Raw genomic sequence first — 13,217 nt, forward strand, 5'->3', positions numbered from 1 at the left:
GCCGCGTAGCGTTAGCGAAATCGGTTGGAGCGTTGGGTTGGGCGTTTAATTTTAATCTGACCCCAATTATTCATCATCTTCATCTTTCTCTTCGATTTCCACGCGACCATCCGTATGGCACGTCAAACAACGTGCCATTTTACCCAACCGATGCGCACCTTCACCTTCTTCCATAAGATGCCTGACGATAGAGTTATCGAGCAAATGTGAACGCTCAAAATCGGTACTGAAATCGTGACATGCCGTGCATGAATGGGTGCCGGTGGCGCGGAATATGAATTCTCCATGTGGGTTCGCCATAGCTCCAATGGTTATTTGCGCCAACGCCCCGCGATGCTCGGTGTGACAACCCGTGCATGGCTTCCCCTCGCGGATTGTTTTCTGATGAAATTCGGATACATTTGGTTTTGATCCGGCAGCAAAGCGCTTGTTATCATGGCATGAGATACATTTGTCTACGGTAGTCCCTAGGAAAGGCTGATGACATGCACTGCAAGTTGCGATGTCCGAATGGTAACGACTCAAATTGCCAGGCGCCCAAAGTGCCTCTGGATAGTTAAGCGTCCCCCAAACAACCCAAGCAAGCAGAAGAGTTATGATAATGACGACAAAGGGAAGGGTGCCGGGCGGTAGGGGAGAAAAGCGCATTTAAAGTCCGCCTAAATACAGGGCGCCGAGTACGTGGGTTATCACCAGCACTAAAAATATCATCACCATTGGCACATGAATAATCTGCCAAATCCTGAAGGTTTCTTCGTCCGATGCCAAATCAAAAAGCCTGTCTTCTATATCCTCTTGAGAAAGCCCCTGACTTATTAGTTCCTTGCGCTGAGCATTCAATAAACTTATCGCCTTTCGATGCACTGCCACGCCAATTAATCCACTCACGGTAACGACTCCCATCGCCAATAAAGCAAGCGTTGGAACTAAGGCATGAAAGTGCGGCCCTGCGTGAATCACAATCAATATTGGCCCGACAATACCCGCCACCTGATGAACCAGAAACCAGCCTTTAGGCCAGCCAGCCTTGCCGCCATAGCGTTTTTTTACTGAATAAACGAACACTGTTAGGATAACAGCAAATCCGACCCAACCAACTACATGCCCTATTTGGGTATGTCCAAATTGCCACCCAGATTGAAAACTGAATAGCACTTCGATCAAGAAAGCAACCCCAATGGCTGCTAAGACACAACTTATCAAGATGAGAAATCGTTTGGTAATAGTGGTCATATTCCTATTTTCTGAGAATCGACAAGAAACAAGCAGTTCTCCTTTAGTTGTTTTGGAGGTTGTGATGTTAGCCGTTCCCCTATCGCTCAGCAAGGCCTTTGAGGCGCAGCTTGTTCAACTGAATGTGCTAACGCCAACAATCTCGCCGTGTCATAGCCATCTATTACCGGTTGGTTGGCGCGATAACCATCGGCGGCAATGGGCTCGTTTGCCGTCATTCCGCAATGATTGTTCTGTGGCGGGTTTTGGCCGATAACGGCCATTACTCCCAACCAACTTTTACACATAACAAGCTATTACACCCAGTTACAATCCAACCGTGTTTTGCACAAAACTGTGCAGTCTGAAAACATGAGTCGAGCTGCTTTCCAAGCCTAGAATGCAAATAGCCTAAATTTCATCTCGCATAGTGTTCAAAAACGCCTGTAGCTCGCACACAGTATCGCGGGTTGATCCGTACACAATGAAATGCCCGGTATTTTCGACGACGAGCTGGCGAACGTCGTGGACAGATGAGCCTAGAGACGATTCGTCAGCCGGTTGAGGTGCGTCATTCCCCCACGCCTCGCGCCGCTGCCGGCTTGGCCGGTGAACCGCGCGAGCTGTTCATGAATACGATAGCCCCGATGATGATCGCCGCTGCGCTCAGGATGTGCGGCGTTAGCGGTTCTTGCGCGAACCAGTTGCCTAAAAAAACCGCCACCAGCGGATTAACGTAGGCATAGGTTGCAACCAGCGAAATCGGCGCATTCTGCAGCAACCAAGCGTAAGATGCGAAACCGATCATCGAGCCGAATACGATCAGATATGCCAAGGCCAGCCATGAGTCGATCGATACTTGGGCAAGGCTGAAGACACTCCATTTTTCGCTGAGGACGCTGACCACCAACAAGGCCAATCCGCCGGCCAGCATTTCCGCGCCCGTCGTCATCAACGCCGATTTCGGTAAATCCGCGGTCTTGCTGTAGATAGAACCGGCTGCCCAAAGCAAACTGGCCAGTAAAAGCGCCGCCACACCGGCCATGTTTAACGGCATACCGTCCGAATACGCCGTCGGTCCGACCAGAAGGTAAATCCCCGCGAAACCGATGAACAGACCGGCCAATACGCGTAGCGTCGGTCTGACGCCGTTTGGCCTGAGCGCGTCGGCAATCACCAGAAACAGTGGTACGGCGCCGATGATCAGCGCGGCAACGCCGGACGGGACGGTTTGTTCGGCCCAACAGACCAAGCCGTTACCGCCGAGCAATAACAAAGTGCCGACAATGGCGGCCGAACGCCACTGCCGCCAGGTCGGCACGGCATCGCCGGCCAGACGCCGCCAAGCCAGCAAAAGGATGCCGGACACCACAAAACGCAATCCGGCCGACAAAAATGGCGGCAGCGTCTCGACTACAAAGCGGATCATCAAATACGTCGATCCCCATACCAGATAAACGGCCAACAACGCGCCCCAAACCTTCGCCTTCATTCTTCGAACGCCGGAATGATTTCGGTTTCCGCTTGCCCCGCTGCTATCCATTCCTTGACAGCCGGATGATTTAGCACCGTATCGACGTAAGCTTGAGCCACCTGCCCCGCTCCCAATCGGTAACTATGAAAGCGCAAGGCGACCGGTGCGTACATGGCATCGAGAATACCGAATCGGCCTAACAGCCAGGGGCCGTCGGCGGCGTAGGTTTCCCGGCATTCGAGCCAGATGCGGTCGATCCGCTCGACTTCTTTGTGAACAACGTCGGGCAACACCTTGGCGGCAGGTTGGCGGCGGCAATTCATGCCGCAGTGGCTGCGCAGGTTAGCAAAACCCGCATGCATTTCCGCCGCCAGGGAACGGGCTTTGGCGCGCTCAGACGGTAATGCAGGCCATCCCTGGGTTTGCGGAAAGCGTTCGGCCAGATATTCCAGGATAGCCAGAGAATCCCATACAGTCAGATCATCGTCCAACAGCACCGGCACCTTGCCGGCAGGTGAAAACTCGGCGATGCGGGCCGGCGAATCGTCGCGATACAGGGGAATTCGCACCTCCTCGAACGCTATGCCGTGGTGTTTCAGGAACAACCAGGGACGTAACGACCAGGACGAATAATTTTTGTTGCCTATGATTAAGCTTAGTGCCATGGCACATCCTATCGGTTGGAAAATCGGTAAAAGGGTTCTCAATGCGAATCAACTGAATTGCTTGCGCTCCCGCGATGCCTGGCGTCAGACCGGAACGATAAGCGCATACGCCAATCAGGCGGTGACCGAACAGCGTGAGTCAATCGCCGCCGGAGCGGTGAATTTGCGTTAATTCCATTACTTGTTAATTGAGAGTTTGCGATCCGGCGTCAAAACATTAAACCAGCGGGACGGATTTTACCGCCCCGCCGTTCCGGCGGCACCTTGCAATTATTGACGCGTTGATTGTCGGCCGCTTTGCTGCCTAACCGCTCTTTCGCAGTCATAGCAAATCGCCTGACGACCTTGGGGTCTTCGCCGCTAACACTCTCCGATACGTAAATCAGTAATATCGCCGTCAGACCGGCGGTTACAACAGTTCACTTAGTTGAATATCGCATGACGACTGCTCCTGCGTCGAATAAAAGCCGGTATGACAATACTGATAAATTCGATATTCGAGACTCCGATTCTTGCGATTAAATTAGATGCATGCCGTTATTCGGCATCGTGAAAGATAATGCCCGGGGCGTAGCGCTGACCGGAACGGATACGACTCACGCCACGGCGCATAGTGACGCCGCCTACCCTGTAGGGGGCGGCGCTGCACGGCGAATATGCCTGCATCGCCCTGTTCACTTCCGCTGGGGATACAACGCGCGATGCAATTCAGCAATTACATCCGCTAGCGGATAACGGAAATACCGGTATTCGCCCCTGCCGAAATCCTGTCTTGCCATGATGACGCGACTTCGGAACAGTAAATCATTGTCGTAGAGTCCAACTAAAAACCGACAAAGTGGCGGCGGCAGTATTCGGTTAATGACGGTGTAACACCAGGCTGGACTGCTTATCCGGAGCTGCTCGATGCGCAACGCACCCTGTACGTATCAAGACGCACAGGTCGCAGTGAACGTACCATTACCTTAAATTTGGTTTCTCTGTATAAAGCGCTGGGCGGCGACTGGGAAACGGAAAAAATCACGCCTTAACCTAACCTACACTTTTTTGCTAACTTCAAAGGTCACCAAGTTTAGAAGCCGTCTCGCATAACCTCTGTTACAAATTCATTCCCCGCTTACGGATTCGGGGAATTTCCCGGCGCCGGATTGGGTCGTATGCAAACCGAAGCGCTCTTATCGGAACAAGCTTATGAAAGTGTTATTTTTTGTCCTGTTGAGTTTCTTCAGCACGTTCTCTTCGCCGGCTCAGGAGCGGATTTACTTGGGCGAATTCGGCAACTACCGGCTGCAAGGTTGGGAAACCAAAGCATTCCACGGCCACACCCAGTATGGTTTTGGAATTGCCGCAGGCCAGCCCGCCTTGATCGCCGAGAGTCGCGATAGCGCTTCCGGCTTGTTCAAAACCCAAAGCGTCGATCTAACCCAAACACCGTTCCTGAATTGGTCTTGGCGCATAGAGCGGCGTTTGTCCGGACTCAACGAACAAAGCAAGGGCGGCGACGATTATGCGGCGAGGATTTACGTGCTGGTCAAGGGTGGCTGGGCCTTTTGGCAAACTAAGGCCATCAACTATGTCTGGACTGGTTCCAGCCCGCAAGGTAGTCAATGGCCTAATGCTTATGCCGGTCGGCAGGCGATGATGTTGGCGGTTCGCGATGCCTCCGCCCCCTTGCATACTTGGCTTACGGAAAAACGCCAGGTAAGAGAGGACTTTAAAACCCTTTTCAACCAAGACGTTGCCGCCATAGATGCCATCGCCATTATGACCGATACGGACGACAGTCACGGTACGGCTTCCTCAGCCTATGGCGACATTTGGTTTTCCAAGGATTAAGCATGCGCGATGTCACGCCTTTTTTAACAAATAGCGACTTTCCGCCGCTACGCCGCGGCGCGCTGCAAGTGCTGCAACTCAATCTGGGGTATTTGTGCAATCTGAGCTGTGTACATTGTCATGTCGATGCCGGCCCTAAACGCAAAGAATCGATGAGCGCGCAGACTATCGCGCAAGCCTTGGCCTTTGCCCGCGCCGCCGCGGTGCACACCTTGGATTTGACCGGCGGGGCGCCGGAAATGCACCCGAACTTCCAAGCGTTAGTGGAACAAGCCCGCGAACAAGGCTTAAACGTTATCGATCGTTGCAATTTAACGATTTTGCAGCATCCGGACTACCGGTATTTGCCCGCGTTTTTAGCCGAACAACGGGTCGAGATAGTCGCTTCCCTACCCTGTTACCTGCAGGACAATGTAGATACGCAACGCGGCAAGGGCGTTTTTGCCGACAGCATCGCCGCACTCAAGCATTTGAACCGGTTAGGCTACGGCCGAGTAGACAGCGGCTTGGCGCTGAATCTGGTATACAACCCGCAAGGCCCTACGCTGCCGCCCGCACAATTGGGTTTGGAACAAGCCTACAAAAACCATTTGCAACAAGAATACGGTATTGTCTTCAACCGTTTGTTTGCCATGACTAACATGCCTATCCAACGTTTCGGCAGCACCTTGCTGAGTCAAGGTAGACTACCGGCTTACCTGGATTTGCTGAGGCAAAATTTCCGGCGCGAAAATTTGTCGAATTTGATGTGTCTTAATACGTTAAGCGTCGACTGGCAGGGCTATGTTTACGACTGCGATTTCAACCAAATGCTGGCCATGCCGCTCGGCGGTTTCGACGCTGCCAGGCGCCATATCGCCGAACTGCAGGTCGCCGATTTGCCGGGCGCCCCCATAGCAACGGCCGGGCATTGTTTCGGGTGTACCGCCGGGCAAGGCAGCAGTTGCGGCGGTGCGTTAGCGTAAGCCGGCGCCAATGTTATTGAATTGAGGGGTTGCCATGACTGCATCCAAAATAAAGCTGGCCTTGTTACTCGGCGTACTGATTGCGATGTTTTTGCTTTCCGATCTGCCGCATTACTTAACGCTGGAAAATTTAAAAGCGCAACAAAACGAAATCGAAGCCTATCGCCTCAACCATCCTTTTGCCGCAATGATGGGGTATCTTGGCCTGTATATCGCGGTGACCGGCCTTTCTCTGCCCGGAGCGGCGGTGTTGACCATTGCCGGCGGCGGCATTTTCGGCTTGTTCTGGAGCACCGTGCTGGTATCGTTCGCCTCCAGCATAGGCGCTACCCTGGCATTTTTGGCGGCCCGGTTTTTGTTTAGAGATTGGGTACGGGCTAAATTCGGCTCCCGGCTAAAAGCGATAGAAGCGGGTCTGCAACGCGACGGGCCTTATTATTTGTTCAGCTTGCGCCTGGTACCGATATTCCCGTTTTTTCTGATCAATCTGGCCATGGGCTTGACGCCGATGAAAACGGCTACGTTTTACTGGGTCAGTCAGGCCGGCATGCTGGCGGGCACGCTGGTCTACGTCAACGCCGGCACTCAATTGGCGCAAATCGAATCGGCGGCCGACATCATGTCGTCCGGCCTGATTGTCTCGTTTGCCTTGTTGGGTTTGTTTCCGCTGTTGGCCAAACGCGCGCTCGACTATCTGCAACAACGGAAAATTGTTGCCCGCTGGCCCAAACCGGCCCGTTTCGATCACAATCTGGTGGTCATCGGCGGCGGTGCCGGCGGTTTGGTCACCGCTTATCTAGCCGCCGCGCTAAAAGCCAAGGTTACCCTGGTCGAGAAAGAGCGGATGGGCGGCGATTGCTTAAACACCGGCTGCGTGCCGTCCAAAGCGTTGTTGAAATCGGCTCAGTTAGTCGCGCTAATCCGCCGGGCCGGCGAGTTCGGCCTCAAAAACGCCTCAGCGGAAGTGGATTTTCCCGCGGTAATGCGGCAAGTGCGGCAAGCGGTCGCGCAAGTGGCGCCGCACGATTCGGTAGAGCGCTACCGTTCATTAGGGGTAAACGTCATACAAGGCACGGCGAATATCGTATCGCCATGGCAGGTCGAGGTCAGCAGCGCCTCCGGGGTAGAAACCCTCAGCACCCGCGCCATCGTCATTGCCGCCGGCGCTCATCCCGTAGTCCCCGTCATCCCCGGACTCGAGCATATCGACTATTTAACCTCCGATACGATTTGGAACCTGCAACAACTGCCGGATCGACTTTTGATATTGGGCGGCGGGCCTATCGGCTGCGAGCTCGCACAAGCGTTTGCCCGGTTGGGAAGCCGAGTCACCCAAGTGGAAATGTTGCCGCGTTTGCTGATCAAGGAAGATCCCGAAGTATCCGAATGTATTGCCGCTAGCCTGGTCGCCGACGGCGTGGACTTGCGTCTAGGCCACACCGCGAAACGTTTTGATCATTCGACCGGACAGGCACGCATAATCGCCGAATGCGCCGGACGGGAAGTGGAAATCGCATTCGACCGGGTCGTGTTGGCGATAGGCCGAGCCGCTACTGTGGAGGGTTACGGCGCGGAAAACTTGGGGTTAGCGTTATCCGCTCGACGCACTATCGCTACGGACGCTTATCAGCGCACCAATTACCCTACTATTTTTGCCGTCGGCGATGTGGCAGGGCCTTACCAGTTTACGCATACCGCGGCGCATCAAGCGTGGTATGCCGCAATCAACGCGCTGTTCGGCCAAATCAAAGCGTTTCGTACCGATTATTCGGCGGTGCCTTGGGCCACGTTTACCGACCCTGAAGTGGCCAGGGTCGGACTCAACGAACAAGATGCCCAGTCCGAAGGCGTCGCTTACGAGGTTTCGCACTATTCATTAGCCGACCTGGATAGGGCGATAACCGATCGCGCCACCGCTGGCTTTGTAAAAGTTTTGACCGTACCCGGTAGCGATAAAATTTTAGGCGCCGCCATCGTTGGCCGGCATGCGGCCGAATCGATCGGCGAATTTGTGTTAGCCATGAGCAACGGCCTAGGATTGAACAAAATCCTAGGCAGCATACACATATACCCTACCCTGGCCGAGGCCAACCAACACGTAGCCGGCGTTTGGAAACGCAATCATGCCCCCCGCACGTTGCTCACAATTTTGCAGCGCTACCATGCCTGGATGCGCGGCATATGACAGCCTCCATCAGCATTGTGATACCGATTTACAATGAAGCCGCAGGATTAAAAGCGCATTTGACCGGTTTGCAAGCCTTGCGTCCGGATTGCGAAATCATTGCGGTAGACGGCGGCAGCAACGATTCCAGCGCGGCAATCGCGCTGCCCTTAGTCGACTGCCTGCTCGGCAGCCCGCGCGGCCGAGCCCGGCAGATGAACGCCGGCGCGGCGCTGGCCCGTGCGGACATAGTGCTGTTTTTGCATGCCGACACGGTGTTGCCGCCGCAAGCGCCGCAAACGATTCGTCAAGCGCTGGCTAACGACGGTGTTTGGGGCCGCTTCGACCTCGGCTTCGCTAGTGCGGAGCCGATTTTTACCGTGATCGCGGCCATGATGAACTGGCGCTCGCGACTGACAGGCATCGCGACCGGAGACCAGGCGATATTCGTGCGCAGAACCGCGTTCGAAGCAGTGCGGGGATTCCCGGAAATCCAGTTGATGGAAGACATTGCGTTGAGCAAGCTCTTAAAATCGCTTGCCCCGCCTTGTTGTTTGCGGGCGAAAGTGCTCACCTCGGCCCGGCGTTGGCGACAATTCGGGGTTTTACGTACCGTTATCGCGATGTGGGTCTGGCGTTGGCGTTATTTTTGCGGCGCCGATCCGGCGTTGTTGGCCGCTGAATACTATAAGGACTCTTAATATGGAAGCTGCACTCCGCTTTGGCGTGTTTTTCGTAATCTTCGCCGTCATGGCAAGTTGGGAATGGTGGAAACCGTTGCGCCAGCCGCGCTTGGCGCGAATCCGGCGCTGGCCTATCAATTTGGGTCTGGCTGCTTTGAATACCGTGTTACTGAGAATCACGCTCGGTTCGGCTGCTTGGTCGGCCGCACAAACGGCTAGTGCCTATGGCTTCGGGCTGTTTAATTTATTCCGTCTACCCGAAATTCCAACCGGCTTATTGAGTCTGCTTTGCTTGGATTGTGCGATTTACGCCCAGCATGTCGCAGCGCACCGCTGGCAGTGGTTTTGGCAATTGCATCAAGTACACCACTCGGATTTAGACTTCGATACCACCACGGCACTACGCTTTCATCCCTTCGAAATCGTTTTGTCCATGATTTATAAAGTGCTGGTGACGGCACTTTTGGGCGTACCGCCGGCGGCAGTGGTGGTATTCGAAATCGTGTTGAACGGCTGCGCATTGTTCAATCACGGCAATGTCAGCCTGCCGGCGGCTTGGGAAAAGCTTTTGCGTCAATTGCTCGTCACCCCGGCCCTGCATAGGATTCATCATTCTTCGCTACGTTCGGAAACGGACAGTAATTATGGTTTTTGCTTATCCTGCTGGGATCGTTGCTTTGGCACCTTATGCACAAAAGCGAGTTTGCCCGCTGCCGAGATTACTATAGGATTATCCGAACTTCGCGATCCGCACCGATTAAGTTTTTTCCGGCTTATAGTGCTACCGTTTCACTTTAAACGTAAGTTTTGACGCATGGATTATTTGTTTCCCGATAGTGTGTTGTTGATTTTGTGCAAAGCGCCGGTACCCGGCCAAGTCAAAACCCGCTTGATTCCGGCGCTCAACGCACAAGAAGCCGCCGCCGCACATAAGCATTTAACGCTGATGACGTTGGAACGCGCGCTCGAACAACGATTATGTCCGGTCATACTGTATTGCGCGCCGGACTGTTCCCATCCTTTTTTTCAGGAATGCGCGAAAACTTACCCCCTGATCTTAAGAAGGCAAAGCGACGGCGATTTAGGCGCTAAGATGCTGGATGCCTTGAGCGTTGCCTTGTCAACCTACCGGCACGCCTTGTTGGTCGGCTGCGATTGCCCAAGTTTGGCGGCGGATGATTTGCGCTACGGTTTGGAACTGCTGAGCGCAGAGCAAGATGTAGTGATTGCGCCCAGCGAAGACGGCGGCTATACCCTAATCGGCATGAGCCGCGTAGTGCCGGAGTTGTTCACCGATATGCCATGGGGTAGCGAGCAAGTCATGCAAGCGACTCGGCAATGCGCCGGCAAGCTGGGTTTACGCTTGCATGAATTGGCCTCGCAATGGGACATCGATACCGAAGAAGATTGGTTACGCTACGTGCGCAGCCGCCGTAGCGAGCCGGGTTAGCCCTTTGGTAAACCGCAGCAGCGTCGACAATATCCGTAAGTTCATCGGGCATGGACTGCTGCGCGCCCTCGCAACAACCACGGCATTGCTCCCATGAAAACTCTCGGAATAACCTCGGCCGCGAGAACCATGGAACCTCCATATAGCCCTGTTACCGTTCGTTTTATTGAAGCTGGAACGCGAATTTAAAACGGAATATCGTCATCGAAATCGTCGTAACTGGCAGGCGACGGCTGCGAGGACATAGGCGCAGACGCAGGCGGGCGGTTATCGGCGTCACGGCCGGGCGGCGGCGCGGTGTCGGCATAACTGGCCGTCCCGCCGCTACGGCTGTCCAACATATTCATCGTCTCGCCAACGATTTCGGTCGTGTAGCGGTCCTGGCCGTCTTGCCCCTGCCACTTCTGCGTCCGAATCCGCCCTTCGACGTAAACCTGACTGCCCTTGCGCAGATAGTCGCTGGCAACTTTGGCCGTTTGGCCGAAAAACACGACTCGGTGCCACTCGGTCTCTTCCTTGCGCTCTCCGGTGTTACGGTCTTTCCAGCGCCGACTGGTGGCCAGACGGATAGTGGTAATCTGATCGCCGCTGGGCATGAAACGTACTTCAGGGTCTGCACCCAAACGCCCGATCAGCATGACTTTGTTCAACATGTTGCACTCCGTGAGTAAAATTCAAGTCAAGGACAACTCAGTGCCATTGCTTTAAAAAGACGTTTAATTCGTTCTTGTTCAACACTTGGCTGTCGATTTTCAAGTATGCGGTATTTTCTTCGAAGTGCAGCCGCACTTCTTCGATGCCGTTGATGGCCAATAACCGGCGGGAAAACTCGCTGCCCCGTTCCGGTTCGACCTCTTTCAACGACAACAACAAATTCACCAAATAGCGCGGCGGCGACATGAAATATGCAACGGCTACCCAGCTGGCGGCAACCGCCGCGGAAAACACGAACACCGACGTAGGGCCATACTCGCCGTAAAACCAACCGCCACAGGCTCCCCCTAGAAATGCACCGATAAATTGAGCGCTGGAATAGATACCCATGGCGGTACCTTTCAAGTCCCCCGGCGCGGTTTTGGAAATCAACGATGGTAACGTTGCTTCCAGCAAATTGAAGCCGCAAAAAAACACCCATAAGCAGGCAATCAAGCCGGCCAAGTCTCTGCCGAACAACACATAGCCGAGATTGGCGATGACTAATGATGCAATCGCGCCGATAAACACCGGTTTCATCCGGCGTTTTTTCTCGGCGACGACAATGAAGGGTATCATTGCCGCCATTGAAGTCACCAATACCGGTAAATAGACCAACCAATGTCTGGCGCTATCCAAACCGGCGTCGCGCATCATCAACGGCACGACGACGAAGCTGGCCATTAGGATCAGATGCAGTGCGAAAATGCCGTAGTTCAAACGCAGCAAGTCGGCATTGGCGATGACCGAACTCAATTCTGACGGGATGTACTCGGCGTCGCGATGCACGGAAATTTTTTCCGGATTCGGCACTACGAACAACACAACCAAGATCGCCAAGATCGCCAAAAACGCGATTAGCCAAAAGATGCCGGCGATGCCGAAATGGTGGGCGACGACCGGTCCTAACGTCATCGCGACCCCAAAAGAAACGCCTATGCTGGCGCCTATGGTTGCCATGGCTTTCGTGCGGTTTACTTCCTGAGTCAAGTCGGCGACCAAAGCCATGACCGCCGCCGAAACCGCGCCGCAACCTTGCAAGGCGCGTCCGATTAAAATGCCGTAGATGTCGCCGGCTAGAGCCGCCACCACGCTACCTAGTAAAAACAGCAATAAACCGATGATAATGACCGTTTTCCGATTGAACTTGTCGGATAACAAGCCGAAAGGAATTTGCAGGATTGCTTGCGTCAAACCGTAAATTCCCATGGTTAAACCGACCAGCTTGGGCGTCGAGCCCGGCATTTGTTCGGTAAACAAAGACAATACCGGCAACAGCATGAACAATCCCAGCATCCTCAGCGAATAAATGCCGGCTAATGACACTGTCGCCCGCTTTTCCATCGCGGTCATTGAACCGGAAACATCCTGAACCTGTGTCAAAACCCACTCCTCGATTTGTCTTGATGTTGAAGCCGGCTATAGTACCAGTTTTACCGTTTTCCTCTCCAGCATCAGATGCGTATCGGGGGTTATTCACCAAGGTGGAAAGGCAGCGGGTTAATTTTCCGATAATATATTCACGCCAAAATTGCGGCGCGACGTCACTCGCGTCGATAAGCATTTCGGCGAATAGCCTGAGCTATACTGCTGCGTTACGGTTCCAGTGAAATTGTGGATGATCGAGCGGCTGCGGGATTTTCGCCGACTGGCTGGATTGGTTAACCCACTTTGAGATATTTAATGGCTTATCCCGGATTCAATTTATTTCCGGCGGCTGTGGCAACGTTGTTGACGACGGTTGCTTGTTCCGCAGTTATTCCCGCTTCAGGACCCTTCGACAGCTTTGCCGCTTACGCGGAGTCGGTGTTCAGACGTCAAAACGAATTGAGCAGCCGTTTGATGATGTTAAGCGCTTCCAACCTACTTCAGGACACCGAACAGCTCGACGACGCCGAGCACGCGATGAACGACGCTTGCCATCTGTTGACCGAATACGCGGAGCGGGAAAATGCCGGCGAATCCATCAGCCTCATGTTCAAGCGGCAAGTCAAAGACAGCATAGAAGTTTGCGATCTGCAAATACACCAGCTGGAGCAAATGTTGCTGACCTTAGGTCATTGATAGCGCCAGAG

General features: G+C 53.9%; 15 protein-coding genes. 8 read left to right on the top strand and 7 right to left on the bottom strand.

Going from position 1 to position 13,217, the window contains the following annotated elements:
* Window positions 1-66: 66 nt before the first annotated feature.
* The 4 genes from AB0A83_RS10820 to AB0A83_RS10835 all read right to left on the bottom strand — a co-directional run bounded on the left by AB0A83_RS10820 (window position 67) and on the right by AB0A83_RS10835 (window position 3,351).
* Window positions 67-648, bottom strand: coding sequence for a cytochrome c3 family protein (locus AB0A83_RS10820; protein WP_367154117.1), 582 nt, complete (start codon window positions 646-648; stop codon window positions 67-69).
* Window positions 649-1,233 (bottom strand): hypothetical protein, encoded by a 585-nt coding sequence (locus AB0A83_RS10825; RefSeq protein WP_367154119.1) that lies wholly within the window; start codon window positions 1,231-1,233, stop codon window positions 649-651.
* A 550-nt stretch (window positions 1,234-1,783) separates the two neighbouring features.
* Entirely contained in the window at window positions 1,784-2,704 is a 921-nt protein-coding gene (locus tag AB0A83_RS10830; protein WP_367154120.1) for an EamA family transporter, read from the bottom strand.
* Window positions 2,701-3,351 carry a glutathione S-transferase family protein gene (locus AB0A83_RS10835; protein ID WP_367154121.1) on the bottom strand — a complete coding sequence of 217 codons (651 nt, stop codon included), beginning with the start codon at window positions 3,349-3,351 and terminating at the stop codon, window positions 2,701-2,703. Before AB0A83_RS10835 ends, AB0A83_RS10830 begins: the two co-directional genes overlap by 4 nt.
* Here AB0A83_RS10835 and AB0A83_RS10840 point away from each other — a divergent pair.
* Entirely contained in the window at window positions 3,350-3,523 is a 174-nt protein-coding gene (locus AB0A83_RS10840) for a hypothetical protein (RefSeq protein WP_367154122.1), read from the top strand. The two genes, AB0A83_RS10835 and AB0A83_RS10840, sit on opposite strands and share 2 nt — an antisense overlap.
* A 365-nt stretch (window positions 3,524-3,888) precedes the next feature.
* Here the strand turns inward: AB0A83_RS10840 and AB0A83_RS10845 are convergent, their stop codons facing one another.
* Entirely contained in the window at window positions 3,889-4,017 is a 129-nt protein-coding gene (locus AB0A83_RS10845) for a 2OG-Fe(II) oxygenase (RefSeq protein WP_197737355.1), read from the bottom strand.
* Between the two features lie 525 nt (window positions 4,018-4,542).
* Between AB0A83_RS10845 and AB0A83_RS10850 the strand changes: the two genes are divergently transcribed.
* Genes AB0A83_RS10850 through AB0A83_RS10875 form a run of 6 tightly spaced genes read left to right on the top strand, consistent with a single transcriptional unit; the run spans window position 4,543 to window position 10,449 of the window.
* Window positions 4,543-5,187: a DUF3047 domain-containing protein gene (locus tag AB0A83_RS10850; RefSeq protein WP_150048291.1), complete on the top strand. Its 645-nt coding sequence runs from the start codon at window positions 4,543-4,545 to the stop codon at window positions 5,185-5,187.
* A 2-nt stretch (window positions 5,188-5,189) separates the two neighbouring features.
* Entirely contained in the window at window positions 5,190-6,152 is a 963-nt protein-coding gene (arsS, locus tag AB0A83_RS10855; RefSeq protein WP_367154123.1) for an arsenosugar biosynthesis radical SAM (seleno)protein ArsS, read from the top strand.
* Between the two features lie 34 nt (window positions 6,153-6,186).
* Window positions 6,187-8,337 (top strand): FAD-dependent oxidoreductase, encoded by a 2,151-nt coding sequence (locus AB0A83_RS10860; RefSeq protein WP_367154124.1) that lies wholly within the window; start codon window positions 6,187-6,189, stop codon window positions 8,335-8,337.
* Window positions 8,334-9,017, top strand: coding sequence for a TIGR04283 family arsenosugar biosynthesis glycosyltransferase (locus AB0A83_RS10865; RefSeq protein ID WP_367154125.1), 684 nt, complete (start codon window positions 8,334-8,336; stop codon window positions 9,015-9,017). The genes AB0A83_RS10860 and AB0A83_RS10865 overlap by 4 nt, the downstream gene beginning before the upstream one ends.
* A 1-nt stretch (window position 9,018) precedes the next feature.
* Window positions 9,019-9,810, top strand: coding sequence for a sterol desaturase family protein (locus AB0A83_RS10870; RefSeq protein WP_367154126.1), 792 nt, complete (start codon window positions 9,019-9,021; stop codon window positions 9,808-9,810).
* Between the two features lie 3 nt (window positions 9,811-9,813).
* Complete coding sequence (locus AB0A83_RS10875) at window positions 9,814-10,449, top strand: TIGR04282 family arsenosugar biosynthesis glycosyltransferase (RefSeq protein WP_367154127.1); 636 nt, start codon at window positions 9,814-9,816, stop codon at window positions 10,447-10,449.
* Window positions 10,450-10,634: 185 nt separating this feature from the next.
* Here the strand turns inward: AB0A83_RS10875 and ssb are convergent, their stop codons facing one another.
* Together ssb and AB0A83_RS10885 are read right to left on the bottom strand one after the other, a co-directional pair.
* Window positions 10,635-11,102 (bottom strand): single-stranded DNA-binding protein, encoded by a 468-nt coding sequence (ssb, locus tag AB0A83_RS10880; RefSeq protein WP_150048302.1) that lies wholly within the window; start codon window positions 11,100-11,102, stop codon window positions 10,635-10,637.
* Window positions 11,103-11,139: 37 nt separating this feature from the next.
* Window positions 11,140-12,525 carry an MFS transporter gene (locus AB0A83_RS10885; RefSeq protein ID WP_367154129.1) on the bottom strand — a complete coding sequence of 462 codons (1,386 nt, stop codon included), beginning with the start codon at window positions 12,523-12,525 and terminating at the stop codon, window positions 11,140-11,142.
* A 300-nt stretch (window positions 12,526-12,825) separates the two neighbouring features.
* Here AB0A83_RS10885 and AB0A83_RS10890 point away from each other — a divergent pair, with 300 nt between their 5' ends.
* Window positions 12,826-13,206 carry a hypothetical protein gene (locus AB0A83_RS10890; protein ID WP_150048304.1) on the top strand — a complete coding sequence of 127 codons (381 nt, stop codon included), beginning with the start codon at window positions 12,826-12,828 and terminating at the stop codon, window positions 13,204-13,206.
* Window positions 13,207-13,217: the final 11 nt, after the last annotated feature.

Source organism: Methylomonas sp. HYX-M1 (assembly GCF_040741385.1).
GTDB lineage: Bacteria > Pseudomonadota > Gammaproteobacteria > Methylococcales > Methylomonadaceae > Methylomonas > Methylomonas rhizoryzae.